Origin of the sequence: Luteolibacter sp. Populi (assembly GCF_040801775.1) — a bacterium.
Lineage (GTDB): Bacteria > Verrucomicrobiota > Verrucomicrobiia > Verrucomicrobiales > Akkermansiaceae > Haloferula.
The window spans coordinates 1,942,617-1,967,904 of sequence record NZ_CP161812.1; the positions used below are offsets into that span (position 1 = coordinate 1,942,617).

General features: G+C 64.7%; 21 protein-coding genes. 6 read left to right on the plus strand and 15 right to left on the minus strand.

All coding sequences use genetic code 11. The features are described from left to right. The first annotated feature begins 6 nt into the window (after positions 1-6). The 3 genes from ABWK72_RS07640 to xerA all read left to right on the plus strand — a co-directional run bounded on the left by ABWK72_RS07640 (position 7) and on the right by xerA (position 3,128). Positions 7-291, plus strand: coding sequence for a hypothetical protein (locus ABWK72_RS07640; protein ID WP_367874196.1), 285 nt, complete (start codon positions 7-9; stop codon positions 289-291). A 69-nt stretch (positions 292-360) separates the two neighbouring features. Next, a complete protein-coding gene (locus ABWK72_RS07645) occupies positions 361-1,980 on the plus strand; it encodes a serine hydrolase (RefSeq protein ID WP_367874197.1) in 1,620 nt (539 codons plus the stop codon). Between the two features lie 263 nt (positions 1,981-2,243). Continuing rightward, positions 2,244-3,128, plus strand: a complete 885-nt coding sequence (xerA, locus tag ABWK72_RS07650) for a site-specific tyrosine recombinase/integron integrase (RefSeq protein ID WP_367874198.1) — start codon at positions 2,244-2,246, stop codon at positions 3,126-3,128. A gap of 321 nt (positions 3,129-3,449) precedes the next feature. Here the strand turns inward: xerA and ABWK72_RS07655 are convergent, their stop codons facing one another. The 6 genes from ABWK72_RS07655 to ABWK72_RS07680 all read right to left on the minus strand — a co-directional run bounded on the left by ABWK72_RS07655 (position 3,450) and on the right by ABWK72_RS07680 (position 12,185). Continuing rightward, positions 3,450-4,814, minus strand: coding sequence for a polysaccharide lyase 6 family protein (locus ABWK72_RS07655; protein WP_367874199.1), 1,365 nt, complete (start codon positions 4,812-4,814; stop codon positions 3,450-3,452). 453 nt (positions 4,815-5,267) lie between these two features. Beyond that, positions 5,268-5,894 carry a response regulator gene (locus ABWK72_RS07660; RefSeq protein WP_367874200.1) on the minus strand — a complete coding sequence of 209 codons (627 nt, stop codon included), beginning with the start codon at positions 5,892-5,894 and terminating at the stop codon, positions 5,268-5,270. A 70-nt stretch (positions 5,895-5,964) separates the two neighbouring features. Continuing rightward, the gene (locus ABWK72_RS07665) at positions 5,965-8,919 is read right to left on the minus strand and encodes a two-component regulator propeller domain-containing protein (RefSeq protein ID WP_367874201.1); all 2,955 of its coding nucleotides are present in this window, start codon (positions 8,917-8,919) and stop codon (positions 5,965-5,967) included. Between the two features lie 179 nt (positions 8,920-9,098). Next, positions 9,099-10,475, minus strand: a complete 1,377-nt coding sequence (locus tag ABWK72_RS07670) for an IS4 family transposase (protein ID WP_367870980.1) — start codon at positions 10,473-10,475, stop codon at positions 9,099-9,101. A gap of 291 nt (positions 10,476-10,766) precedes the next feature. Beyond that, entirely contained in the window at positions 10,767-11,801 is a 1,035-nt protein-coding gene (locus tag ABWK72_RS07675) for a glycosyltransferase (protein WP_367874202.1), read from the minus strand. Positions 11,802-11,861: 60 nt separating this feature from the next. Next, positions 11,862-12,185 carry a hypothetical protein gene (locus ABWK72_RS07680; RefSeq protein WP_367874203.1) on the minus strand — a complete coding sequence of 108 codons (324 nt, stop codon included), beginning with the start codon at positions 12,183-12,185 and terminating at the stop codon, positions 11,862-11,864. A gap of 80 nt (positions 12,186-12,265) precedes the next feature. On the opposite strand from ABWK72_RS07680, the gene ABWK72_RS07685 reads away from it, so the two are divergent. Then, positions 12,266-13,312 (plus strand): glycosyltransferase, encoded by a 1,047-nt coding sequence (locus ABWK72_RS07685; RefSeq protein WP_367874204.1) that lies wholly within the window; start codon positions 12,266-12,268, stop codon positions 13,310-13,312. Between the two features lie 119 nt (positions 13,313-13,431). On the opposite strand, the gene ABWK72_RS07690 is transcribed toward ABWK72_RS07685, so the two are convergent. Continuing rightward, positions 13,432-15,273, minus strand: a complete 1,842-nt coding sequence (locus ABWK72_RS07690) for a chitobiase/beta-hexosaminidase C-terminal domain-containing protein (RefSeq protein WP_367874205.1) — start codon at positions 15,271-15,273, stop codon at positions 13,432-13,434. Positions 15,274-15,663: 390 nt separating this feature from the next. Between ABWK72_RS07690 and ABWK72_RS07695 the strand changes: the two genes are divergently transcribed. Then, a complete protein-coding gene (locus ABWK72_RS07695; RefSeq protein ID WP_367874206.1) occupies positions 15,664-16,578 on the plus strand; it encodes an endonuclease/exonuclease/phosphatase family protein in 915 nt (304 codons plus the stop codon). A 268-nt stretch (positions 16,579-16,846) separates the two neighbouring features. Here the strand turns inward: ABWK72_RS07695 and ABWK72_RS07700 are convergent, their stop codons facing one another. The 5 genes from ABWK72_RS07700 to ABWK72_RS07720 form a co-directional block, all read right to left on the minus strand. Further along, positions 16,847-17,365, minus strand: coding sequence for a hypothetical protein (locus ABWK72_RS07700; RefSeq protein ID WP_367874207.1), 519 nt, complete (start codon positions 17,363-17,365; stop codon positions 16,847-16,849). 144 nt (positions 17,366-17,509) lie between these two features. Further along, positions 17,510-19,378, minus strand: a complete 1,869-nt coding sequence (locus ABWK72_RS07705; RefSeq protein WP_367874208.1) for a hypothetical protein — start codon at positions 19,376-19,378, stop codon at positions 17,510-17,512. Between the two features lie 11 nt (positions 19,379-19,389). Further along, the gene (locus tag ABWK72_RS07710; protein ID WP_367874209.1) at positions 19,390-19,653 is read right to left on the minus strand and encodes a DUF4235 domain-containing protein; all 264 of its coding nucleotides are present in this window, start codon (positions 19,651-19,653) and stop codon (positions 19,390-19,392) included. 13 nt (positions 19,654-19,666) lie between these two features. Beyond that, positions 19,667-20,191, minus strand: a complete 525-nt coding sequence (locus ABWK72_RS07715; RefSeq protein ID WP_367874210.1) for a hypothetical protein — start codon at positions 20,189-20,191, stop codon at positions 19,667-19,669. Positions 20,192-20,599: 408 nt separating this feature from the next. Further along, positions 20,600-20,800: a hypothetical protein gene (locus tag ABWK72_RS07720; RefSeq protein WP_367874211.1), complete on the minus strand. Its 201-nt coding sequence runs from the start codon at positions 20,798-20,800 to the stop codon at positions 20,600-20,602. A gap of 173 nt (positions 20,801-20,973) precedes the next feature. On the opposite strand from ABWK72_RS07720, the gene ABWK72_RS07725 reads away from it, so the two are divergent. After that, a complete protein-coding gene (locus ABWK72_RS07725; RefSeq protein WP_367874212.1) occupies positions 20,974-22,335 on the plus strand; it encodes an OmpA family protein in 1,362 nt (453 codons plus the stop codon). Positions 22,336-22,381: 46 nt separating this feature from the next. On the opposite strand, the gene ABWK72_RS07730 is transcribed toward ABWK72_RS07725, so the two are convergent. The 3 genes from ABWK72_RS07730 to hflX all read right to left on the minus strand — a co-directional run bounded on the left by ABWK72_RS07730 (position 22,382) and on the right by hflX (position 25,069). Beyond that, a complete protein-coding gene (locus ABWK72_RS07730; protein WP_367874213.1) occupies positions 22,382-22,864 on the minus strand; it encodes a hypothetical protein in 483 nt (160 codons plus the stop codon). A 91-nt stretch (positions 22,865-22,955) separates the two neighbouring features. Beyond that, on the minus strand, positions 22,956-23,315 hold the full coding sequence (locus ABWK72_RS07735; RefSeq protein ID WP_367874214.1) for a DUF1294 domain-containing protein: 360 nt from the start codon (positions 23,313-23,315) through the stop codon (positions 22,956-22,958). Positions 23,316-23,773: 458 nt separating this feature from the next. Then, positions 23,774-25,069, minus strand: coding sequence for a GTPase HflX (gene hflX / locus ABWK72_RS07740; RefSeq protein ID WP_367874215.1), 1,296 nt, complete (start codon positions 25,067-25,069; stop codon positions 23,774-23,776). Between the last annotated feature and the right edge of the window lie 219 nt (positions 25,070-25,288).

Here is a 25,288-nt window from a genome sequence, read left to right on the forward strand (position 1 = left end):
TTTCCCATGAGCTTCCCTGCCAAAGGCCTGACCGCGATGAATCACAAGGATTCACACTACCGCTTCATCTTCCGCAACCGCGGGGGGAAGAACGAGCTGTGGATCGAGATGAGCGAGGCGGCGGGCGGGCAGTATCTGATCGGGGATGTGCCGCGGGTGGTGAACCGGGAGATGGTGCCGCTGGCGATCGAGTTCGGGCTGACGAATGGCTGGAAGCCGCGGACTACCGCCGCGCCGCCCTTCCGCTGCCGGTATTTGAAAGGGAGCTTCCTGACGGTGACGCCGGAGTAGTATCGCGATTCCAAAAGCCGTGCGAGTTCCTCATGGCGGGGTGCGCGGCGCTTGATCAAAGTCGCGGGCATGACGGGAAACCCATTCCGCGCGCTTGCCGCGATCGTTGCGTCCGCTGCGCTTGTTCATGCGGAGAAGCCGTTGGCCGAGGCGGCGGCTCCCTTGGCCAAGGAGTTGCCGGCGGGGTGCATGGTCACGGGGGAATCGGTGGGCGGGAAGCGGAGCTTCGCGGTGCTCGGGAAGGCAGAGCCGGAGGGGGTGGCGGCGGAGAAGCGGGTCTTCGAGATCGGCTCGATCAGCAAGGTCTTCACCGGGCTGCTGCTGGCGGATGCGGTGCTGGAAAAGAAGGTGCGGCTCGATTCGACGCTGAAGGAGGTGCTCGGCAAGAAGCAGGATTTCGCCGATCCGCGGGTCGGGGAGATCACCCTGTTGCAGCTCGCGACGCATACCGGCGGCCTGCCGCGCCTGCCTGACAACATGGGGCCGAATCCGGATGCGGAGAAGGACCCCTATGCCAAGTATGACCGCAAGGACATGCGCGCATTTCTGGCCAAGGCGAAGCTGGCAGGTCCCCCGCCCTATCCGGCTTCCTATTCGAATTTCGGCATGGGCCTGTTGGGAGATTTGCTGGCGGATCTTTCCGGCAAGACTTGGGAAGCGACGGTGAAGGAGAAGATCACCGGGCCGCTCGGGATGAGGGATACGGTGGAGAGCTTGAGCGCGGAGCAGACCAAGCGCCTGGCACCACCGTATCAGGGCGCGATAAGGGGAACTTCGTGGACCTTCCAGGCGATGGCCGGGGCGGGTGCGCTGCGCTCGACGGCGGCGGACATGGTAAAGTTCGGCGAGGCGCTGTTAGAGCCGGAGAAGACGCCGAAGCCCGCGATGATCCGCAGCATGCTGGAGGCGCGCGCTCCTTATGCGGACATGGGTGCCGAGATCGGGCTGGGCATCATCATCGGCAAGCTGGACGGCGGGAAGGAATACATCCACAGCGGCGGCACCGGCGGCTATCGCTCGGTGCTGCAGGTGCTTCCCGGGAAGAAGCTGGTGCGGGTGGTCTTGATCAACAACGACGCGATTCCCGCCGAGAACGTGATGGCCGCGGCGCGGGAAGACGCCAAGCCCGCCGCATTGCCGGAAGAGAAGCTCCCGGAGGCGGAGTTGGAGGCATTCACCGGGGTCTATGAGATGGGGCCGACGGCGCGCTTCACGGTGCTGCGGCGGGAGGCCGCGCTGTGGGTCCGGCTGACCGGCCAGCCCTTCGCCCCGGTGGTCTTCATCGGCAAGGACCGCTTCCGCTACACGGTGGTTCCGGCGGAGCTGCAATTCCAGCGCGAGGACGGCAAGGTGAGCTCGCTGGTGCTGCACCAGAATGGCCGCGAGATCCCGGCGAAACGCAGCGAGGCGGAGCTGCCGGTGATCCTGTTCGCGAAGGAGGCGGAGCTGAAGGCTTATGCGGGTGAGTATGAAATGACGTCGGGACAGATCTTCACGATCACTGTGAATGGTGACTCCCTGATGGCACAACTGACCGGGCAGCCGCCTGTGGTGGTCTTCCAGACGAAGAAAGGGTATTTTGAATACGATGTGGTGAAAGCGGCGTTGGAGTTTGAGAAGGATGGCGATGGGAAGGTGACGGGCTTGGTGCTGCACCAGAATGGGGAGCATCGGGCGAGGAGGAAGTGATGGGGTGGTGGCGCTTCAAGGACGGCTCTACCGCTGGGAGCGCGGAGCCACCGGCCCGCAGAGTGGTCCAAGCGGTGCCGGTGCGGGAAAGGCGTTGAGAAAGCGACGGCGGTGTCAATACGCGCTGCGTGAGGTGGCGGGCGATGAGGGGACCGTTCTGCGGGCCGGAGGCTCCGCGCTCCCAGCGGTAGAGCCGTCCGTTGCCCAGAACGTCTCGAAGAGTCCGGCTCGCCAAATGCAAGCCCCGCCGCCATGCTTCCCCCGTGGAAGCGGAGGCGGACGGCTTCATCCTGTATCTGGCGACGGAGCGCGGGCTCTCGGCGGCGTATCAGCTATCGGTGCGCCAGACCTTGGACGCGCTGGCGGAGTATCTGAAAAAGAGGAGCCTGCCGCTGACGGATGTGGGGACGGACGAGTTGTCGGAATTCCTCGCGGCACGGAAGGGAAGCGGCTTGATCGCTTCCTCGCTGCGGATCGCGACGGTGCATGTGAAGGTGTTCTTCCGCTGGCTGGCGGCACGCGGGAAGCTGCCGATGGATCCGGCGGAGCCGCTGCTCTCGCCGCGGCCGGACCAGACGCTGCCGGAGACGCTGCATGGGACGGAAGTGGCGCGGCTGTTAGATTCGATCGATCCTGGACAATTCCTCGGCCGGCGGGACCGGGCAATGCTGGAGCTGTTCTACTCCTCCGGCCTGCGCCTGTCGGAGCTGTGCTCGGCGAAATTGGAGAATCTGGATCTGGAGGAACACTTCATCCGCGTGACCGGCAAGGGCAACAAGACCCGGATCGTGCCGGTCGGCCGGCGGGCGGAGGAGGCGGTGGAGGACTACCTGAAGCACGAGCGCAAGACGCTGGTGAAGAAGCGCAGCAGCTCGCACATCTTCCTGAGCGTGCGCGGCGGCAAGCTCTCGCCGGACCGGGTAAGGCAGGTGGTGAAGGAGCGCGCGGCGCTGGCCGGGATCGAGCAGAACGTGTATCCACACTTGTTGCGGCACTCGTTCGCGACGCATTTGTTAGAGGGCGGCGCGGACCTGCGGGTGATCCAGGAATTGCTGGGCCATGCGGACATCGCGACGACGCAGATTTATACCCATGTGGATGGGGCGAGGTTGAAGGCGGTGCATAAGAAGTTCCATCCGCGAGGGTGATCCGATCTGGGATCTCAGATTTGAGATTTGAGATTTGAGAGGCTGTCTTAAAAAGGCAGGGACCGCTCTCCGAGCGGTCCCCGGCGGATGGCGGCGGTTTTATATGGATCTGTATCGGAGCGAGGGTTCGGGCCGTCCCCAGCCGGACCTTTCGGAGAAAGGTCCCTGCCCCAAGGATCAGCCCGGCAGGAAACCCGTATCCTGCCGGGCTGCAATGTACCCTCGAGAACTTTTCCGTCGTTCCGACGCTGAATGCAGCCTGAAGCGATCGGAACAATCCGCCTAGCTACCCGAAAGGGTTGGTAACAGCGGCCCGCCTCCTCATGGGCGCAGCCAGGCCGGACCCACATCGGCAGGGGCGAGCGGCCGGGAACTCACCGGCGCGGTGGAGATTTGGTCGCAGCCGGCATCGCTGCGCGCCGGGCGCGGCTGGCCGTCGATGTCCGTGGTGACTCCGCCTAACAGGTCGCTGGCGGCGTGGAGCGGGCTGCCCGGGAGCGGCCGCCACAGCCCGTCGCCGCTGCGGCTGAGCATCAGGTCGGCCTTGGTGGTGTGTGCGTCGGCGAGGTTGCTGAAGTTCCCGCTCCAGCGGATGCCGCCGCCGTCCTTGCCCTTGCTGAGAGTGCTCTCCGGCGGCAGCGAGAAGACATTGGCAGCGATGATGATATTCTCCGGCCGCAGGGTCCGGCCCGAGCTGCCGAGCCCGGCTTCCAGATCGATGCAGGGGCCGGGCGAGGCGACCACGGTATTGAAGGCGATGGTGCAATTGCGCGCGACGAAGTAGCCGTCGAGCGGCGAATCGGGAATCCCCGAGGTGATCCAGAAGGCACCGTTGACGACCGAGTCGATGTAGTTGTTCACCACCACGTGATCTTCGCCGATCACGCGGATGCCGCCCGAGCCGCGGCGGAGATTGCCGAAGAAGAAGTTCCCCTCCACGCGGCAGCGGTTGCCGTGGCGCAGGGTCAGCATGCCATTGCAATCGCGGAAGGTATTGCCGCGATAGAGATTGTCGCAGGACTTGTTAGAGATGATCTCGATCTCGCCGTCGCAACGCTCGAAGAGGTTGTGCTCGATCAGGGTGGCGGAGGAGCGCATCGACTGGTGGCTGTAGCCGATGCGGATCGTCTCGCCGCCATTGCGGCCGAGCGGCGCGCGGGGGCCGAAGTGGTTGTGGTCGAGCTGGTGGTGATTCGAGCTGTCCCCGACCTCGATCTGGACCGTCGGGCCCTCGCTGGTCTTGCCGGAAAACGCGCAGTGGTCGATGCGGTGGCGGCTGCCCCAGAGGCGCAGGTAGTTGCGGTGGCTACCGCCGCTCACGGCACAGCCGGTCACCCGGCAATTGCTGCCGCGGACCTCGATGCCGGTCGCGTCGGTCGTGGCGTTCTTGAGCCAGAGGCCCTCCACTACCAGGTGCTCGCCATCGATCTTGAGCGCGGAGTCCCCTTCCAGGATGACCTTGCCGGGAGTGGCGGCGCGGAAGGTGATCGGCAGGGTCGCCGTGCCGCGGGCGGTGAAGACGAGGCGCTGGTCTTTCCATGTGCCGTCGCTGAGGGTGATGACATCGCCGGGAGCGAGGGTGGGGTCGAGCTTGGCGAGTTCGGCGGCCGAGGATATGGCGTGCTCCGCGGCGAAGAGGCAGGGCGAGAAGAGGGCCGTGGAAAGCAATAGCAGCCGGTGCAACATCGGGCTTCAGTGTCGGTCAAGGTGGGAGCTGATAGCCAGCTACTCGTGTGAGTAGCGGAGGCTAATAACGAGCGGTGTACCCCCGGATGGCGGCGCAGCCGCTTTGGAGTGCGGCGAGCATCGCCGCTTTCGGGCGAGTTGGGAAGGAGATCGCCGTGGTGAATTCACCTATCGATGCTCCCCTGCCCCGGGATCTTGAACGATCCACGCTGCGGCCCGGCGATGCGGGGCAGATTACGCGGCCGGGGGCCGGAGCGGTTGGTGCTTTTGATCGGCGGGTGGGGGTCGACGAAGGGGGTGGATTCCATGCGGCGACATCCGGGTCGACCCGCAGGAAAGCGGCGATGCTTGCCGCACTCCAAAGCGGCTGCGCCGCGAAGGTTCGTCTCTTCTATAACAGACCTGATGCAAGGCCTCGATAGCCGCCCTCTGGAGCAAGAAGACGACACCGCGCTACTTCAAATACTTGATCAGCGCCTCGCTACGGGAGCGGACGTGGAGCTTGCTGTAGATATGCTTCAGGTGGAAGCGCACGGTATCGAAGCTGATGCCGAGCTGGTCGGCGATTTCCTTGGTGATGTAGCCCTTGGCCAGCAGGGCCAGGACTTCTTCCTCGCGCGGGGTGAGACCTTCGAGGTCGGCATCCTTGGCCTTGGCCGGCTTGCGGAAGGAATCCACGACCTTGCGGGCGATCTCCCCGCTCATCGGCGCGCCGCCGAACCATACGTCCTTGACCGCTTCCACGATCTCCTGGCGCGGGGTGCGCTTGAGGAGATAGCCGCTGGCCCCGGCTTCGAGCGCCTTGAAGACCAGGTCGCTATCGCCGAAGACGGTGAAGACCAGCACCTGGATGTCCGGGACCTTGGCCTTGAGCTGCAGGGTGCACTCCACCCCGCTCATGCCGGGGAGCTGGATGTCCATGATGACCACGTCCGGCTTGAGTTCGGGAAGCTTTTCGAGGGCCTCCTCGCCGCTGGGAAAGCTCTGGAGAAAACGCAGGCTGGAGGCGCGCTCGACGGTGCGTGTGAGCATCTCACAGATCTCAACGTTGTCTTCGACGATGGCGACGCTGATGGGCATGGCAGGATGAGATTTGAAATTTGAAATTTGAAATTTGAAATTTGAAATTTGAAATTTGAGATCTGGATTCCTACCCCGGCAGGGGGAGTTCGATCGAGATGGCGGTGCCCGCGCTGGAGCTGCGGATGGCAATGCTGCCACCTAGCTCCATGACACGTTCGCGGATGTTTTTCAAGCCGTGACGACCGGCGGCCACGGCGTCATCCGAGGGGAAGCCGTGGCCGTCGTCCGCGACTTCCAGGTGGAAGCGGTCGCCGGTGGTGCGGATGGAGAGCGTGACATGGCGGGCCGCGGCGTGCTTGAGGACATTGTTCATGATCTCCTTCGCCATCAGGAAGAGGTGGTGGCGGAGGTCCGGCGAGAGCGGCGTATCCCGGATGTCCTGCGGCAGGTCCACGCGGCAGCGCACCGGTGTCTCGCGGAAGTATTCGATGGCGTATTGGCCGATGTAGGACGAGAGCGCGGCGAGGGTGTCGTTCTTCGGGCTCACGGTCCAGACCGCGGCATCGAGATCGCGGGCGATGCCGCGCACCCGGCTGGCGATGCGGGTGGAATAGGTCTTCATCTCCTGAGCATCGTTCATGTCCTCCGCGAGCTCCTCCGCCATCATGCCGATCTGGGTCAGGCCGGCACCGAGGCCATCGTGGAGATCGCGGGCGATACGCGAGCGTTCCATGTCGACGCGGCGGGTGGCCTCCAGTTCTAACAGACGGGCCTTGAGCCGCCGGTGCGACCAGTAGCGGACGGCCACGATCAGCCAGCCGGCACCGAGCAGCACGGCAAGCGCCCGCGCCCACCAGGTTTCCCACCAGGCGGGCAGGACCTCGAAATGCAGGATGGCGGCACTCGGATTCCAGACGAGTTCGCTGTTGCAGGCCTGGACCTCGAATTGATAACTGCCCGGGGAGAGCTGGGCATAGCTGGCGCTGCGCAGGATGCCGGCGTCATTCCACTCCGACTCCAGGCCGGCGAGCCGGTAGCGGAAGCGGACCTTCTCCGGGACGACGAAGGTGGGCGCGGTGAAATCGAAATCGAGCTTCTGCGCATAGAACGGGATGCGGTTCCCGGCGAAGGGTCGCGGCTTGCCATCCACCACCAGCTTTTCGATGTAGACCGGCGGTCCGACCCGCTCCACCGGCTGCGGCCGGGGATCGGTGATGACGATGCCCTTCCGCGAGACGAAGAAAAGCCGTCCGTCCCGCGCCTTCCATGAATTGGGCTGGTAATTCGCGGCGGCAGAGAAGCCTGCAAGGCCATCTTCCTTCCCGTATTTCACCGCCGTGACCTCCGGGATCTTGCCCGCGGCACAGGCCAGCAGCTCGGCCTTGGACGCCTTGAACAACGCGCGGGAGGTGCCGAACCACATCGTGCCGAAATCATCCTCCAGCATCTGGGAGATCACGCCGTCGGGCAGGCCCTGCTCCTCTGTTAGAGAAGTGAAGGCCCCGCCGCGCCACAGCAGCAGGCCGGCGCCGCCGGTGCCCACCCATACCGTGCCCTCGGCATCGGCATACAGCGCCCGGATGCCACTGCCTTCGAGTCCGGGCGGCTGGGCCAGCTTGGTGAAGCGGCCATTCCTGCCACGGAAGAGATCGCCCTGCTCGGTGCCGACCCAGACATCGCCGGCGGCGTCCTCACAGATCGCTTGGGCCTGGATGCCGGTGTAGCCGGTAGAGGCGTCGTGGAGGGTAACGATGTCGCCCTTCACGCTCATCAGCACGGAATCCTCGCCGCCCGCCCAGACCGTGCCATCGCGCGTCACGTGGATGGCGTGGAATTTCCCTGCGGCGACGGGTCCGATACGATCCGGTGGGATGGACAAGTCCGGGGTGACGCGCAGCAGCTGGGTATTCGCGCCGACCCAGAGGTGGTTGTTAGAGTCCGGATAGACGGGGATGGCGCGCGCGGGCCAGCCCTCCAGATCGGGAGGCGGGAGCAGGCGGGAGCCGCTGAGCTCGCGCAGGCCCACGCCGCTATTCGCGAACCAGATCTTGCCCGGCGGACACTCGGCCACGCAGCCCTCGATATCGGGGGTCCAGCCGGATTGCTCGCCCAGGAGTTGGAAGCGCGCGCGCTGGATGAGATTCAGTCCGCCGCCCGAGGTGCCTGCCCAGATATTGCCCTCTCGGTCCTCGTGCAGCGAGGTGATCCTCGGGTGGGAGATCTTGACCGGATGGAACTCCGTGCTGTCCCAGCGGAAGATCCCGTGCGCCTTCGAGCCGACCCATAGCGCGCCCTTGCGATCTTCCAGCAGCGCGATGGGCGGTGCCCCGGACCACGGTGCGTCGCCGGACACCAAGGTGGAAGTGCCGCCATTCCATTTCCACAGGCTGTCGGAAGACGCGATCCACAAGCCGCCGTCGGCCGAGGCAGCGATGGTGACGCCCGTTGCAGCGATCCCCTCGACCCGCTGGAAGCCGCTGCCATCGAAGCGCTCCAGGCCCAGGCCGCGGGCGACGTAGATCGCGCCGTCCCTGGTCCGCGCGAAGGTGCCGAAGGCGGCGACATTCGCGCCCACCGGGGGCGGGATATGGGTCACCGTGCCGTGATCCCAGCGCCAGACATTGCGATCGTTGCGTAGAATCCAGAAGACGTCCGGGGCTTCCGGGAAGATCGCATTGAGGCGCCGGGAATCCCCGAGGGAGGCGCTGAGCGGATGCGGGGAAAAGCCATCCTTGGTGAGGCGGACGAGGCCGGAGACATCGCAGGCGATGAGCAGGGTGGCGGGGTTTTCCTCGATGACATCGACCGCGCGGGAGGTCTTGGGATTGATCAGCAGCGGGGAGCGGCGCTGGAGAAATTCGAGTCCATCGAAACGCACCAGACCGCCCTGCGTGGCCAGCCACAGGAAGCCATCGCGGCTCTGGTAGATGCCATTGACGCCATTGTGCGGGATGCCCTCGTCCGTTTCCCAGGCGCGGATCGAGAAATCTCCTTCCAGCGACGGTTGCGCGCGGAGGCTCCCGCCCGTGATGGCGAAAGCCGCCAGGGCAACGGAAAAGAGAATCCGGAAGGGCAGCATCATGGCGAGCCTAGCAGGTCCGGCGCGCGGGTTAAGAGGATTTGCGAGGCTGGGAGGAGAGCCGGTTTCCAAGGGTACGTAGTCCCGCCTTTAGGCGGACGAAGCAGTTCTTGCGGATGGAGAAGAAGTCATAGGCGAGGTGAGCATCTGTGGACCGTTCGTCCGCCTGAAGGCCAATGCCGTTAAGGACTCGCCGGGTTGATCGTGATGCTCTTGAGCAGCGGCAACGAGCTCGGCTGTTTCATCTTCGGCCAGTCCTTGACCGGTTGCCGCAGCGCCCTCTGGCAGCTCCGCGGCTTGCGCCACGGTATCAGCGCCACTTCCGCCAGTTGCTTGAGCGCGCGTGCCACCCAGATCGCCCGCTTCGGCAATTCCATCAGGTCGTTGCCGAGTTCCAGCAGCTTGCACATCGCCGCGGTGTAGTCGCGCACCACCGCGAAGCTGATCCGCGGGACCTCCACGCCCGCCGCTTCCGCCACCGCCGCGCGTTGCAGCGCCAGCACCGCCGCGGCCATCAGCAGCGCGAGCACTTCCTGCGCCGCGGTTTCAGGGGTCTGCGCGTCGAGCAGGTCGCCGCGCCCGTGGAGCTTCACCTTGAGTTCGCGGAAAAACAATTCGTGCTGCCAGCGCGCGGCATAGAGTTCCACCAGTTCCGCGGCGGGATGGAGCGTTTCGTCCATGAGGCTGGTCCAGAGCCGGAGTTGCAGCGGCTTGCCACCGCCCGCCACCGTCACGGTGGCGAGGATCTCGCGCAGCTCCAGGGTGCCCGCGACACGGCGGGTCGCGGGATCGGTCACCTTCACCACGATGCGCCGCGAGCCGTCGGACAGGTGCTCCTTGACGGTGGCCTTGAGGTTGGACTTCACCCGCATCAGGAAGGCTCCGCCACCCTTCTCCAGGGCGGGCTTGAAATGCCACAGCAACGAGGGCGTGCCGTAGAGGCGGTCGCCGAGCAAGAGGCTCTTTTCCGGCAGCTCCCGTTCCTGGAGGATCCGCCGGGCCAGCGTGGCTTCGCCTTCGCCCTGCCAGCCGGGTGCGGCAGCCAGGGGCTGGTACATGCCGAGTTCGACAAGCACCACCGCCAGCATGCGGGCGAAGGCCGGCTGGCCGTTGCCCTTGCCGCAGGGCACCTTGACGGCACGCTCCGCGATGGCAGGGGTGTTGCGCAGGTTGAAGGTGGTGCCGTCGATGGCCAGCAGCCGCAGGCCGCGGTGGAAGGCCCCGGGATGCAAGGCCGGATCGGCCAGGGGACGCAGCGCCAGGTGCAGCGCCTCGTGGAGCAATTCCCAGCCGATGGCTTTGCCGCGCTGGCTCAGTGCGCTGCCGGAGATGCGGATGCCGGTGATTTCTTTCACGTGCGTGGAGAAGCTGCCTGCCGGTGCAAGCTGGTGATAGGTCCGGGTCATCAGCCATTGCCAGGGGCTGAGCTTGGGATCCGGGCCGCCGCGAGGCCCGCGGCGCTCGAAGAGGCTGTCGCAGGCAGGCGGGTCGAGCAAGGCGGCAAAGGCGCGGGGAAAGCTGCCGTGGAAGGGAAAACGGGGATGCGGTGCGTCGTGCATCCGCCCAATCAAAACAAACGTTTCCGTAGTACGAGCCGTAATTTCGCGCGGTGATCTAACAGGTCCTTAACGGCATTGGCCTGAAGGCGGGACTACGTACCCTTTGATTCGGGCGGTGATGGTTACTTCCTTGGCTGCACCTTCACCAACACCACGCCGTGCGATGCGACCGGTGCCTGGAAATGGCAGCGCGAGAAGGAGCGTGGATTCCATGGGATTGCCCCAGAGTAGCCGGGGCATGGATAGGAACCAGCTACCTGCGTGAGTAGGCTGCCTCTAGAGGCACCTTTTTCAAGCACCTTCAAAAACACTCCCCGCCCACGGCACCTTCCGCCACGCTTCATCCCGCATCGTCAGGTCCACGATGAACCTGGCCACCTCCGTGCCGCTGTAGTCGCGGTGATTCCGCTCCCAGCCCTTGCGGGCGATCGCGAGGCGTTCCTGCCCCTGCGACGAGAAGTATCGTACTTTCTCCGCGAGGTCCCCCACCCCCTCGAAGTACACGATCTCATCCTCCCCATATAGCCCTTCCAGGCCGGCACCGCGCGGGGTCAGGGTGAGGATGCCATTCCCCATCAGCTCCGCGATCCGGGAGGACGAATAGAGTGGCACATCGGTGCGCCGGGAAAGGTTCAGCGCCATCTTCGAGCGGCGGATCACCTGCTCCTTCTCCCAGCCGAAGATCCCCGTTTGATCGAGGCAGCCGTAGTAGCCGACGCGCAACTCCGGCAGCGCCGCCTTCAACTCTAACAGGAAGGCCCGCCGCCCCGGCTCGCCCTTGTCGCGACCGAAGAAGAGCAAGTCGTGTAGGATCTCCGGCTCCGGCGTCTCGAAGGCGCGATGGCACTCGATCCCGGCATCGACCGCGCTCGGGATGAAGGCCGCCGGGCACCCGGGTCGGGCCAGCGCTTCCAAGAGGGGCCCGCCGGTCGAGCAGAATACGGCATCGAGCACTTCCAGCCGATCCCGCAGGTGCTGTGTCTCCTCCGCATCCCACAAGGGATCGACATACCACAACCCGATCCGGATCGCGGGCAAGATGCTGCGGATCTCGCGCAGGGTCGCCGCCGTGATGTATTGTGCGTGCCCCAGGATCAGCACGTCCGGGTGGACGTTCCGGCAGGTCTCCACCAGTGCCTTGTTCGCCCGGCCCTTGCCGAAGGTCTTGCTCTTGGTCGGCGAGAGCATGCGCGCCCGGTCGTTGATCGAAAACGGATAGACGAAGTGCCCGAGCCGGATCAGCCCGTGGTGGATCTTCTGGTCCTGGTTCCACAGGTGCGCGCCATCCTTGTCGAGCTGGAGGTTCGCGGCGTGGACGATGCGCATGAGGGGAGTAGAAAGTGCCAAGTAAGAAGTGCCAAGTGCCAAGGAAGGCAGGACATTTACTCACGTGGCGGAACTGGAGACGAAGCTCACCCGCCCCTCCCGGTCAAAGGCGATGAAAAGCAAATGCGGGCCGAGACCTTTGACGATGTAAGTCCGCAGTTTGTGATCTTTCCAGTAGCTCTCCGGAAAGCGGACCCTCGCTTCTTGGGGAACTCCCTTTTCGTAGCTCGGCGGCCCGAGCGCGGCTTCCACTTCCTGAAGCGACATGCCGGGCTGGATCTTCCGCCACGATTCGATCAGGCGGGCATTGGAGGGAAAGATGCTGCCACCCAGGCCCCAGCCGAGGGCAAGACCGACGATGAGACCGAGGAGAGCTTTGAGCATGGGCGAGATTACACGGGTTCCTGCACTCCGGTCCACCTTTGGCACTTGGCACTTCTTTCTTGGAACTTTTGACTCCCCGCGTGATCCGCGTCTGTCACGTCCTCGCCAGCATCGGCGAAAAGGGCGGCCTTGAGAAAAACGTCATCGAACTGGCCAACCGCCAGGCCGCGCTCGGCCATGCGGTGAGCGCGGTGGCGGACGAGTCGATGCGCGGCCACTTCGCGCCGCAGGTGAATTTCATCGCCCACCCGATGGGCGGCGGGCGGCTCAATCCCTTCAACCTGCTCGCCCTGCGCGGCAAGATCCTCTCGACCACGCCGCAGATCGTCCACGCCCACGCCAACAAGGCCGGGGCGATGGTCCGCTCGCTGCGGCGCTTCCTGCCCGGGATCAAGCGCGTGGCGACGGTGCAGAACATCAAGCGCAGCAGCCGGCCCTTCCGCGACTACGATGCCGTGATCACCGCCTCCGCGCAGGTCCGTGATTCGCTCGGCGGCATCCCGGCGACCGTGATCTGGAACTCGATCGCCCCGCCCCCGCCCGGCACGCGCGAGGCGGCACTGGCGACGAATCCGCCCTTCCTCGGTGGCGGCGAGCCGGTTTTCTGCACCGTCGGCCGCCTGGTCCCCGCCAAGGGCATGGACCTGCTGTTAGAAGCGATGGCGCAGGTGCCGGGCTTCAAGCTGTGGATGATCGGCGAGGGCCTGCAGCGGCCGCTGCTGGAAGAACTGCTCGGCCGTCACCAGCTCCGCGAGCGCGTCTGGATGGCCGGCCATCGCGACGATGCGGTGGGCCTGATGGGTTGCGCGGAGCTTTTCATCGTGGCCTCCCGCAATGAAGGCGGACCCTACACCCTGGCCGAGGCCCTGCACATGCGCGTCCCCAGCATCGCGACCCGCGTCGGCTTCTCGGCGGAATTTCTACCCGCGGAGGCGATCATGGAAACGCACTCCGTGCCGGAGCTGGTCCGCGGCCTGAAGCTAGCCCTCGCCGACCTGCCGGGACTGAAGCATCGCTTGGAGGCATCCTTCGAATTGGTGGCCCGCGAGGTCACCTTGGAAGCGATGACGAACAAGGTGCTCGGGGTCTACGAGAAGGTGCTCGGCACCCAGGCTGGCAGATCTTGAACGCGATCATGTCCCCGGGCGGCGCACCGCCCGGGGACATGTAAGTCGAATTCGACATGATCTTCCCCACCGGCCTTTGAGCCCGGGATGTCATCGTGGCACTTCCCGTTGCGGGAAGCTCACGGGTTGATCACGAAGCTGACGGGCATCGACATCGCGACCGTGTCGTCGTAGGCATAGGCCATGCAGTACCCGTAATAGCTACCTGCGGTCAGGCTCGTCAGGGTCTGCGTCCATGTGCCGCCGGTCATCGTGCCATACAGAGTGCCATTCAGGACAATCTCCACCCGCTCGATCTCGGCGATGCCATTCGGACCGCTATGAGAGGGGAAGGTCGTGATTTGAACCGAGCCTGGTGCAGTGGGGACGGTTACGAGGGGGAACGCGAACAAGCTCGGACTGCCTTCGCCCACCAGGTCTGCGTCCCGCGCCACCGGGAGCTTGGTGGCACCGGCCGACGTGGTGCCGTTACCGAGTTGCCCCTGATTGTTGCGACCCCAGACGTAAACTGTTCCATCGGAGGCAAGTGCATAGCTCGTTCCCGCGAGCCCATCTCCCCCCGCTGCCACTTGGACAATGTCGGAAAGGTCAACGGTCCCGGTGGGATCCTTTACCTTTTCCGCATAGGCGCGATTGGTCGTGGAATCATCGCCAAGCTGCCCGTAGCCATTGTAGCCCCAGGCCCAGACATGGCCGGAGCTGTCCAGGGCAAGGGTATGCGAAGCACCCGCGGCGACTTGCTCGATCTGATCGAGGGGTGTGCCCCCGGTCTTGAGCGCCTGGACCGGGTAGGTGATGGAGCCGACGGTGGTCGAGCCATTCGCCAGACGGCCATAGGCCCGGTTGCCGCAGGACCAGACCGTGCCTTGCATCGCGGCATCCCCGGACTTCCACCGGACGAACACCGAATGTGCCCCGCCTGCCGAGAAATCCAATACATCCGTCAGATCCGTGGTGGAATTCAGTTTCACCGGCATCGCAAGCGAGCTGTTGCTGGTATTGCCTTGGCCCAATTGACCGGTGAGATTGTAGCCCCATGACCAGACTTTGCCGGTGCCCCCGGAGAGTTCGGAGGCATGGGCACTTCGTGCGAGACCAAAGGCCTCGGCGGCGGCGATTCCCTTAATGCCGGTCAGCGCCGGAGTGCCTCCGACATCCCCGCGCAGCACGGAACCGGGAAGCAGGCGGGTCCCGCTCGTGGTGCCGCTGCCCAAGCGCCCGGAGGCGTGGCTGCCCCAGGAAAGCAGGCTGCCATCGCTACGGAGCGACATCGACCACTCGTTACCGGCCGCAATGGCCACGGAATTGCCAAGAAACGTCACGGGTGAGGACGACGTGAGAACCCAAGAGGCAACGGAACGATCGGTCGTCGAGTTGGTGCCGAGTTGGCCCGAATCATTGCGACCAACGCTATAGACGGATCCATCCTGACCCTGGATCAAGGAATGCGTGTAACCTGCAGCCACCGCATTGATGTCCAAGCCCCCTGAGCCTATCACGTACTCTGGATCCACGACCTGGCCGTTGGACGACTGACCATTGCCCAGCTTGCCGTGGTTCTGATTTCCCCAGGCCCAGACCTGGCCGGAAACGCTCAAAGCAAGCCCGTGCTGGTCGCCGGCAGCAAGCGCCCCGGTAATCCGATAGTCTTCGGTGGTGACCGGGCTCGATCCGGCGCCCAACCATGCCTTTGCCTTCACCTCGACATTCCGGCGAATCCGGAGGGTGCCACCGCTTGTCACGATGGGGTCAAATTCGGTCGGCACGGCACCATTCAAGGTATAATGAATCGTAGCGCCGGATGTGGCGCACGAAACGATAACATCCAGCGCCACCGGAGAATCCCCGGTAGACGGCAGGAACTCTGGCTGCGCCACCTGTGCTGCGGCGAAGGATGTCAATGATCCGCAAGCGATTACGGCCATGCGAAAGACCCATGGAGAAGAATGTGGTGATATCATGCGAAGTTTGCAAACTGCTCGTATCACTCATCACTTGGCGAGAAAAAATCTCGTCTTAAACGTATTTCAACGATGAGAACCGAGTTAATGACCGATATCTACCCGGTGACCAAACGGCACCTCAGCAAACAAGAAGAGCCCCCGTCAAATTTGCCGAGTCGACACTGAAACAGCCAATCAACCGCAGATGAAGAGGATGGGGCCGGGATGGCCGAGCGGCGGCGAAGCGGGTTCGTGGCCTGAACGGATTCTCTGATTCTGGAGCAGCCCGTGCTTCACCGGGATTTCCGCTCGACTCCGCGGGATTTCCTCTATTCAAATGAACACGCCGAGACTCCTTCGGAACTCTTCCGCATCGCCGGGGTTCCCTCCCGCCTGCCGTTCCCGCTCATGAAAATCTCCCGCCTCTCCGTCCTGCTCTCCGCGCTGGCCCTGGCCGCCGCCCCCGCCACCGAACTCCGCCTGATGGCGTGGAATGTCGAATGGTATCCCGGCGGCACCATGAATCCGCAGCCGGAAAAGGCCGCTGCCCAGACGAAACTGGTCTCCGAAGTGGTCGCGCGCGAGAACCCGGACATCTTCGTCGGCCAGGAAGTGCGGAACTGGCAGGTCTTCGCGGATCTCGCGGCGGTCGTTCCCGGCCTGCGCGCGGTCGTCGTCTCCGCCTATCGCAACGAGAATGGCAGCGGGCTCTGGCCGCAGCAGGTCGGCATCGCCAGCAAGCTGCCGGTCGAGGCCACCTGGGCGGAAGCTTGGAAGCAAACCGCCGACACCCCGCCGCGCGGCTTCAGCTTCGCCGCGGTGAATCTGCCCGCGCCGGAAACCGGGGTCCTGCTCGTCTACGGCGTGCATCTCAAGAGCAACCGCAGCGATGGCTCCGGCGAAGCCGACGCGGCGAACTTCAAGATGCGCGAGGAATCCGCCCACCAGCTTCTGAAGCATGTCGGCGAGATGGAGAACGCGATGTTCAAGGGCCGGGTCCGCGGCGTCGTGATCGCCGGCGATATCAACACCAACCAGGACGGCCAATTCGCCGACAAGACCCTGGAGATTCTTACCACAGGTGGCTTCCACAATACCTGGGCCGATGTGCCGCAAGCCGAACGCCTGAGCTGGCGCGGCAGCAGCAGGTACAAGGCCACCACCTTCGACTACGTGCTGACCAAGGGTCTCGGCACCGGCAAGGCCCGCCTCGCGGAAGCGCCGGAGGGCGCGAGCGACCACTGGCCGGTGATGATCACATTCTCCTTCCCGGAGGTGAAGGATGCGGCGGCGGTGCCTAAGGTGAAGCCAGCGGGCGAGTAGGCGCCTTCCGCGGCGCAGCCGCCGTGGACTGCGCGCAGCCTGCTGCCGCTGTCCCGATGCAGCCCCGCTGCGAGGGGCGCTGCAGAGGCGAAGCACCGGGCGTGGCGAACCGCGGACGGAGCGGGATAAGGAGATCTCCCGCGCTTCACGGCAGCAGGCTGCCTGCCGACAGCGGCAGCAGGCTGCGCGCAGTCCACGGTCGCTGCGCGACTCCCGTTCAGGACATCTGCTGGCTGCAACAAACCCTAGTGGCTCGGAGCCTAAAACCTTAGCCCTCCACGACTTCCCTCTCCGGCACACGCACCTTGTGCTGCTTCAAAACCCCGTTGAGCAAGCGCACGAGTTCATGCGAATCCACATCCTCCACCCTTGGAAGGAGTCCATCGCAGCCCAAGGGCGCGAAGACCTTCAGGTTCTCCGCAGGCGTGGCATCACGCTGCGAATCGCTCATCAGATACCCGATCCAGCAGCGCTGCGGCGAAGGATCGGGCCGGTCGCCATTCAGGTCCACCAGCACGAAGGCCCTCAGGTTCCGCCAGTCGAGCCGCTGCTTCCAGAACGGCGAGCGGATTGAAATCCCTTCCGCATCCACCAGCACGCGCGAACTACCAGGAATCTGGTAGATGGCGAAGACCAGCGCCGCGCAAACGCAAAGGTAAGCCAGCCATTGCCCCGCAGAGGAGTCGATGCTCCCGGACAGGATCATCAACCCGGCCAGCACCAGCGATAGCCACAGGCCGAAACGCGATCCACGTTTCATCATATCGAAATGCAGGACAGGACTCATGGCATCAGGGGTTATACTTGAATTTCGCGACGTTGTGCCGGTGCGCAAGGGCAGCGGCACGATTTGTTGCTTTCACCGGCCCGTCCGTTGACCGCGGCGGGATCCATGATAAGCGTCTCCTTCCGCGTTCTGCCCACTGCGGTTTCACTGAGGCGCATCTTCGTCCTCCTTTCCCATCCAGCGGAAGGGCAGCTTGACGCCTTCCTTGAGGACCTCTCCGGTGATTTTGATGCCTTCTTCGAGCGTATCGACCGCCGTGCCGACGGTGGTCGATGCGGCATTGGAAACGAGCTTGGCCGGGCCCAGAGGCTTCACGCGGATATCGTCGTAGGGACCTCCGACTTCCATTTCCAGCAGGCGGGCCAAGGGATTGGTGACCAGCCCGGGAATGCCGGTCAGCTTCCCGCGGGCCACGCCATCGACGCGCTTCTTGTCCAGGTCCACGCTGCCCTTCGCACTCACGTGGAGGGTTCCGCCGGTGGCCTCGAAGCGGGGCACCTCGACGATGTTCTCGCGGGCGACGAAGCTGGCGTTGAACTCGCCGGACTTCGCCCGCTCCACGCCGGGGATCGCCGCCCTGAAGAGTTCATAGGTCTGGCCTAACAAGGGAATGTCGAAGAGCGGAGCGTTCTCAAGTTTCACCTCCCCCTTCCCCACCAAGCTGGTCTCTTTCGTATTGATACGCCCGCGGTAGGTGCCGGAGAGAATGCCCTTGGTCTGGCTTTTTTGGCCGCTCCACGCTTTCAGCTCCGCGAGCCTGACCCCGACCGCCGTCACGGTTGAATCGCTCAAAACCGAGTCCTGATAGCCGCCGCTGACCCGCACTTCCCCGCCGAAAATCTTACCTCCCACCCGCTTGAGCTGCCAGGTGCCATCGGCATACCCGGCACTGCCCGAGATACCTGTTAGATCGACGCGGCGCTCCCCCACCCGGGCCTCCGCTTTGCCCGATCCATCGAAGTTCACCGAGCGCAGCTTGAGCCCGCCCTCGCGATTGCCTTCGAGCCCGCGCAGCTCGATGCGGGGGAAGGTCTCGACGCGGACCTTATCCGGCAAGTGACGCGCGAGGCCGGGGACATGGTGCCCCATCGCCCAGAGATCGGCATTTCCTTCGGCCTCGTCGACCCGCCAGGCACCCTTGCCAAGATAACGGCCCTTGAAGGTATCCACCCGCCCCGCGGCATCGGTGAGCGTGCCCGCGAAGGGGAACCCGGGCTTCTTCCAGCCGTCCTTGAGGATCGTGAAGTCGCCCTTGCCCTCCGGCAGGCTGAGAGTGCCGGCAATCCGCGAGTCGCCTTCGCTCAGGTTTGCTTCCGCCTGCGCGGATTGGAGAGGCAGCCCGTTCCAAACGAGTTCCTTGCCCGTGCCATGCAGCTTGGCGGTCCATTTGCGGGCGGAGCCGGAATTATCAACCGCGAAAGTGCCCGTGATCTTGAAGCGGCCGTCCCCGATTTTCAACGCGGCGAGCACCCCCCGCACCGCGTTGAAGCGGGGCACGTAGCCGCCGTTTCCGCCTGAATCCCCTCCCCACTTGATCTCGCCCGTCACCTCGGTACTCAGACCAGCCGCCGAGGCGGATGCCTTCTGAATCTGGAACAAGCCGCGGCTGACTGCGGCCTCCACGGAAACCTTGTCCAGCCGGATCTCACCATCGGCATCACGCAGAACGAGGGGCGATCCGATCACACGCCACTCGCTCGGCGCATCCTTGCCGCGCATCAGTTGGGCGAGCGTGAAGCCCGTAACCACCGTATCCGCCTCCAGCGCGGGTGCCGCGTCGCCCTTCCTCAATTTCACCCCGCTCACGCTGAAGCCGCTCCATGGGGACCATGCAACGCGATCACGTTCCAGCGTCCAACCGCGCTCCGCCAGACGCTGGTCCATCCGCCGCCCGATCTCTCCGGAAACCAGAGCACTGGAGGTAAGCAATACGACAACGACCACCGCGAAGATGCCTCCGGCAATGATCCACGCCTTGCGCGGGATTCGTTGGAGATCCGGGATGAATGGCATTTCGCGGCGAATTAACGTTCAGCCGGGAGACCCCGGCTGGACAGCACCTTGCGCGATGCCATCCGGGCCACCCCACCAAGGGCACCTGCCAGTGCAGTCCAAAGAATGGCCTGCGACCACGAGACGCCGATGACTGCCGGATTCCGCGGCGGATTCTCACCGGTCCAGGCATTGTAGCCCTTGGCCGCGACCCTGCGGGTGAGCCGGTCCGCAAGGGCCGGGAGGGCCAGCGCGGTCAGCCCTAACAAAACGGATTTGGTGTTGAGCGATTTCATCGGGAAAAATTTCTCAGGAACGCGAGACATGCCACGCCTCGCGGATGGACGCTTGCGCCACTTGTGCGGCCGCGGGATTAGCAATCGGTGCATCCTCCGCCAGCTCTCCCGCGACGATAGCTGGAAGTTGATCGGTCAACGCGACCACCAAGGGCGGACAGGCCTTCAGCCCCTCCTCCCCCAGGATCGCGCACTCGGGGTGGCCAATCGCCAAGCCCAGCGTGTGCAACATGGCATAGCTGACCGCGCAGATATCAAGCGCCACGATGTCATCGCGGACCATCCGGGAAACGGGGTGCTCGCGGAGCTTGCCATAGATCCCGGCCAGCGACCCGGCAATGGCGGTGACGCCTTCCTTGATCGCCGCGCCGAGATCCCCGCCCTCGTCCTTGGAAAGTTCCTTGAGCCGCGCCAGACGTCCCTCGCTTCCGGCGGCAGCACTTTCCAAAAGCGCGACAAGACCGATTTGCGCTTGAATCCGTTCATCTTCCAATTGCCCGCGGATCGCATTAGCGATGTCGCGCTCGACGCCGATCATGTCGTTGAGATATTGCCGGAGGCTGTCCTGATGGGGATTGCTCATGGGACAGCCCTTTCGCAGTTCGCATGCCGCGGGGGGAATGCCCGGATGGCCACCTAACAGCGTGGATCGCCGCCGGTGCCCCGGGCAATTCGCAGAAAGCCACAGGGCAGAACGCAAGCTTCGCGCCTGATTCGCCTTCCGCGGCGCAGCCGCCGTGGAGTGCGCGCAGCCTGCTGGCGCTGTCCCGATGCAGCCTGCTGCGAGGGGCGCTGCAAAGGCGAAGCACGGGGTGTGGCGAGCCGCGGACGGAGCAGGACACGGAAACTCTCCGGTGCTTCACGGCAGCAGGCTACCTGCCCACAGCGGCAGCGGGCTGCGCGCAGTCCACGGTCGCTGCGCGACTGCCGCTCATTCAATCCCCGCTCACTCCTTTCCTCCGACCGAGGCATTCAGCGCCACCGCCAGCGCCGCATCCCCGCTCAGGAGGTCCTTCCACCGCAGTTCCTGACCCTTCCGGTGACCCTTCTCCGTGAGCTTCAGCCCCTCGGGATCGATGGTCACCATGTAGACCCTGCCCGCCACCTTGATCTCCCGCTTCAACGCCTTTTCAAGCTTGGTCGCCATCGTCCAAGAAACCACGGGTTTGGCGGAACCGCAAAAGGCACCCGCTGCAATCTGCATCGAAGCAGGCGCGTCCTTGCATTCCCGACCCGCTTCCCGCGCCCCCGAAATCGCCACAACTCCCAGCCCGCCAAGGCCAAACGATTCCGGCACGGATCGCGCGAAGACTTCCCCCCATGAAAGCGAATTTCCATGCACCTCCCGGATCGCGCCGCCTTTCCCTGATTCTCGCCGCCACCGTGTCCCTGGCTAGCGTCGCCCTTGCCCAGACCACCAGCCCGGATTCCCGACCGGTAACGGATCAATCGCGCGCCGCCGGCAATGATTCCCGCCCCGTCACCGATGAGGCCGGAAAAGCCGGCACCGATGTCACCAAGGTCGAGGACTCCAATCCTCAAAAGGCCTCGCCGGACGCGCGCCGCAATAAGGATACCTCCGTGAAGGCGAGCCCCGAGGCCGCACGCCTGAACGACGGCAATGCGGACAAGGCGAACCCCGCATCCCGCCAGCTTTCTCCCGATGACCGCCGCAAGAGCGGTCCGCAACCCGCCAGCGAAATCGACAAGGGCGAAGCACCCGTGGGAACCGAGGATGCCGTCATCCAAGCCGCCGACGAAACCGAAGCCGCATTGCTCGAGCGAAAGTTGCAGATCCGCGGTGAGACGGATGCCCGGGTGGTGATCGCGGAGATCCTCGGCAAGAACAGCCGGAATTCGCGCGCCGAGGTCGCACGCGAACAACAGGACCGCCTCGCCCGCGAGGATGCACCCAAACAGGACGCCCCCACCGCCACCGATGAACGCCGCGCCGCTGTCGACTTCCTCCGCCAGCGGCTGAGTGGCGATCCCGCCGCGGAAACCCCTGCCTTCTTCCGCCTGCCGGTCGAGGTCTGGCAGGAAGGTGCCGATCGCCTGAATGCCGCCAAGAGCGAGCCGCCGAAGACACCGCGCTATCTCCACAACGGCCAGCGCTACGTTTATTTCCAGACCCGCGAAACCATTCCCGCCGTGCTCCTCGCGAACGCCGCCTTCGATCCCGCGGTGAAGGCGCGCCCGGCGCAGGAGCTTATCCCTATCTTCCAAGCTGACGATGCCGCCTGGTCCGGCGCGCTCCTTCCAGAAGATTACAAGGGCGAGGATGCCTGGGTCATCTCCTACCCGGTGGATACGAAAGCGATGGTCACCAGCCATGACATCATCTTCACCGAAGGCTCGACCCGCATCGCCGACCGCCATGGCTACGATCTGGTGCTCGCGCTCTCCGAAACGGTGATCGATCCCGCCCTGGGGGGCTCGCGCTTCATCATCGAGGACCACTCCTCGGCCGAAGGCTCCTACGACAACAACCAAGCGCTCTCCCAGCGCCGCGCCGAAGCGATCGTGCGCGAGATGGTCCGTCTCGGAGTCCCTGCCGAGCGCCTGATTCCGGTCGGCTTCGGTGAAGGCGAAGCCCAGCACCCGGCGGAAGCCGAAGCCTCCGAGCGTAGCAAGGACCGGCGCATCATGGTCTTCCGTCTCGGCGGCCCGGTTGCGAAATGATACCGGTTCCCCGAATGGATATGACTTGGGGTGACTACCAACTCCCTCAAGCCTCCTCCTCCCGCCGCCGCGAACTCGCCAGCGCGCGGTTGAGCAGGGCCACCAATTCATCCGCGGACATTCCGTCCACCGGCGGTAGCGAGCCGTGGCAACCGTAGAAGCCGTGAAATTTCCGCGCTAGCCGCGACAGCGCCGGAAGCTGCTCCTCCGTGACCAGATAGCCCACCGAGTAGCGCGCCCATGCCGGGGACAGCCCGATGCCGGTCCCGTCGAAATCGATCAGCGTGAAGGCCCGCAGGCGCTCCCAGCGGATGTGTTGCCGCCACAGCACTTGATTCAGCGTGATCCCCTCTTCCCCCACCACCAGCCGCGACGAACCGGGAATCAGGCAAGTCACGCAGACCAGCGCCAGGCTGGCCAAAGCAAAGCCGAAAACCCGCGCTCCCGCGTCACCGGCATGGCCGGACAGGAAGATCACCGCGAGTCCAGCCGCGCTCAGCGTGAGCCCCCAGCAGGCCGGACGTTTCATTGTGCTGAATTGCTTGGGCAGCGTCATGCGCGTGCCCTCTGACAGGCCGCGGTCTAACATTCAAGCTTTCTTGAAATCGCAGTGCCCGTCTTCACCCGAACATCTCCCGCGAGATCCGCCAATCGAGCAGGAAATCGAGCGCGGCGTATTGATGCAGGAAGCCGATCAGCCAGAAGATGAACTGGTATCTTCCCTTCGAGGTTTTGTGCCGGAAGACCTGCTGCGCGATGTAGGCCGCGGCCCAGCCCCCGCCCAGCTCCGCGAGGTGCAGCACCGATTCCGGCGTCCGCCACGCCATGGCCTGCGAGGCCCGCTTGTCGTGCCGGTAGAGCACGATCGTCGCGAAGGACAGCGTGAAAAAGTAGAGCAGCACCACCCGCCAATCGATCGCCTGGGCCACCCGCCACACAGCCATCGTCGGCAGTACCAGGAAGGCCGCGAAGAACACCATCCCCGCGATGCCCGGTCGCCCCCGCATCGCCGGGCCCCGTGGTGCCCGCGCTGAAGATTGCCTCGACCGTCGCGCCGGCCTCCGGGGGTCGGAAGCCCGCGTCATGCGTGAGATATGTCAGGCTGCCGCCGGGGATACAAGCCAAGGTCAACGCGCCAGCGCCCGGGATCGCGGAGGCTCTGCCCCGCAGAAGCTACCGGAGCAGCACTATCCATCGCGAGGTTGTGACGGAGAACGCCGTCGCTCGACTACCTACTTTCCGTGCCCTCGGCAACGAGAGACCGTTCTGCCGGGCGGTGCCCGGCGGTCCCAGTGGGGCCGTCCGTTGTGAGCGGCTTTTTGGATGGCGCGGGACGTGGGACTGTTAGAGGCGCGGGGAGGTAGCGGCAGCGAGGGACCGTTCTGCGGGCCGGGTGACTCCGCGCTCCCAGGGGAAGAGCCGTCCTCCACTCCACCATCTACACCACCGCGAACTCCTCCAATCTCCCCGCGATCGCCGCGGGGACCACCGCCGTCACCAGGATGTCGTTTTCCTCGTATTCCGTGGACAGCACCTTGGCATCGCGATGCAGCATGCCGATCAGATCGGCGCGGCTCTGCGGGATGCGGTAGCGCCAGCGGCGCACGCGGTCGGCCATGACCTCCGAGCACTTTTGCAAGAGCGCCTCCAGCCCCAGCCCGCTGACGGCGGAGATGAGCAGCGCGTCCGGATAGAGCTGGCGCAATTCCGCGAAGCGCTCGGGATCGGTGATCAGGTCGGTCTTGTTCAGCACCGTGATCGTGCGCTTGTCCACCGCGCCGAGTTCGCCGAGCACCTTCAAGGTCGTCTCGTGGAAACGCTCGATCTCTAGCGAAGTCGCATCCAGCACGTGGATCAGGAAATCCGCCAGCACCGCCTCTTCCAGCGTCGCCTTGAAAGCTTCCACCAGGCGGTGCGGCAGATTGCGCACGAAGCCGACGGTATCCGTGATCAGTAGCGGCTGGCCGTCCGGCAGCTCGATCTTGCGGGTCGTCGTGTCCAGCGTGGCGAAGAGCATGTCCTTCGCGAAAACGTCCGCACCGCTGAGCTTGTTCAGCAGCGTGGATTTGCCGGAGTTCGTGTAGCCCACGATCGCGCCGTGCGGCGTCTCCATCTTCTCGCGTTCCTTGCGCTGGGTCGCACGCTGCTTGACCACGTCCTCCAGCTCGCGGCGCGCGCGGTCGATCCGGACGTGGGCCATGCGGCGGTCCACCTCGATCTGCTTTTCACCCATGCCGCGGGCCGCAGCCCCGCCGCCGGCCGAGCCGCCGGAGCCGCCCTCCCGGTCGAGGTGACGCCACATCCGCGCCATCCGCGGCAGCGCGTATTGCATCCGCGCCAGCTCGACCTGCAGCCGCGCTTCCTTAGTCTGCGCACGGCGCGCGAAAATATCCAGGATCACCTCCTCGCGGTCGATCACGCTCATGTTCGCGGCCCGCTCCCACTCCCGCTGCTGGGACGGCGCGAGCTGGTTGTCGAAGACGATGCAATCGCACTCGTGGGCCTTGGCCAGCTCCACGAGTTCCGCCGCCTTGCCGGTGCCGCAGAGGAATTTCCGGTGCATCTCCCGGCAGCGCACCAGCACCTTCTCCACCACGCCGATGTGGAGGGTCGAAACCAGTTCGCCCAGCTCCTCCAGCAGCGCCCCGGATTCCTCTTCCTCGCGCGGGTCAAAAAACAAGCGCACCAGCAAGGCGCGCTCGACCAGCTCAGGTTTCTCGCGGACTTCAAACATTCCGCCGCGACCTTGCCACCCTAAGCGGCCGGATGCGAAGGGGAAAAAGAAAGAAGCTCGGGAGTCAACCGCACCGGCCGGATTATATCCCATCCATCCTATCCATCCCGGCCAAACCTTCAAAGCCATCGCGCCGTCATCCGCGTTCATCGCCTGGGCAAATCTGACCGGGATCAAAAAAGCGGGCGGCACCCCCTGCAGGAGAGGATGCCGCCCTAT

Excerpts from the sequence above, each read along its gene's own strand:
- ABWK72_RS07640 (WP_367874196.1), top strand. The coding sequence starts at position 7 with ATGAGCTTCCCTGCCAAAGGCCTGACCGCGATGAATCACAAGGATTCA.
- ABWK72_RS07645 (WP_367874197.1), top strand. The coding sequence starts at position 361 with ATGACGGGAAACCCATTCCGCGCGCTTGCCGCGATCGTTGCGTCCGCT.
- ABWK72_RS07655 (WP_367874199.1), bottom strand. The coding sequence starts at position 4,814 with ATGTTGCACCGGCTGCTATTGCTTTCCACGGCCCTCTTCTCGCCCTGC.
- ABWK72_RS07660 (WP_367874200.1), bottom strand. The coding sequence starts at position 5,894 with ATGCCCATCAGCGTCGCCATCGTCGAAGACAACGTTGAGATCTGTGAG.
- ABWK72_RS07665 (WP_367874201.1), bottom strand. The coding sequence starts at position 8,919 with ATGATGCTGCCCTTCCGGATTCTCTTTTCCGTTGCCCTGGCGGCTTTC.
- ABWK72_RS07670 (WP_367870980.1), bottom strand. The coding sequence starts at position 10,475 with ATGCACGACGCACCGCATCCCCGTTTTCCCTTCCACGGCAGCTTTCCC.
- ABWK72_RS07675 (WP_367874202.1), bottom strand. The coding sequence starts at position 11,801 with ATGCGCATCGTCCACGCCGCGAACCTCCAGCTCGACAAGGATGGCGCG.
- ABWK72_RS07680 (WP_367874203.1), bottom strand. The coding sequence starts at position 12,185 with ATGCTCAAAGCTCTCCTCGGTCTCATCGTCGGTCTTGCCCTCGGCTGG.
- ABWK72_RS07690 (WP_367874205.1), bottom strand. The coding sequence starts at position 15,273 with ATGATATCACCACATTCTTCTCCATGGGTCTTTCGCATGGCCGTAATC.
- ABWK72_RS07695 (WP_367874206.1), top strand. The coding sequence starts at position 15,664 with ATGAAAATCTCCCGCCTCTCCGTCCTGCTCTCCGCGCTGGCCCTGGCC.
- ABWK72_RS07700 (WP_367874207.1), bottom strand. The coding sequence starts at position 17,365 with ATGAGTCCTGTCCTGCATTTCGATATGATGAAACGTGGATCGCGTTTC.
- ABWK72_RS07705 (WP_367874208.1), bottom strand. The coding sequence starts at position 19,378 with ATGCCATTCATCCCGGATCTCCAACGAATCCCGCGCAAGGCGTGGATC.
- ABWK72_RS07710 (WP_367874209.1), bottom strand. The coding sequence starts at position 19,653 with ATGAAATCGCTCAACACCAAATCCGTTTTGTTAGGGCTGACCGCGCTG.
- ABWK72_RS07715 (WP_367874210.1), bottom strand. The coding sequence starts at position 20,191 with ATGATCGGCGTCGAGCGCGACATCGCTAATGCGATCCGCGGGCAATTG.
- ABWK72_RS07720 (WP_367874211.1), bottom strand. The coding sequence starts at position 20,800 with ATGGCGACCAAGCTTGAAAAGGCGTTGAAGCGGGAGATCAAGGTGGCG.
- ABWK72_RS07725 (WP_367874212.1), top strand. The coding sequence starts at position 20,974 with ATGAAAGCGAATTTCCATGCACCTCCCGGATCGCGCCGCCTTTCCCTG.
- ABWK72_RS07730 (WP_367874213.1), bottom strand. The coding sequence starts at position 22,864 with ATGAAACGTCCGGCCTGCTGGGGGCTCACGCTGAGCGCGGCTGGACTC.
- ABWK72_RS07735 (WP_367874214.1), bottom strand. The coding sequence starts at position 23,315 with ATGGTGTTCTTCGCGGCCTTCCTGGTACTGCCGACGATGGCTGTGTGG.
- hflX (WP_367874215.1), bottom strand. The coding sequence starts at position 25,069 with ATGTTTGAAGTCCGCGAGAAACCTGAGCTGGTCGAGCGCGCCTTGCTG.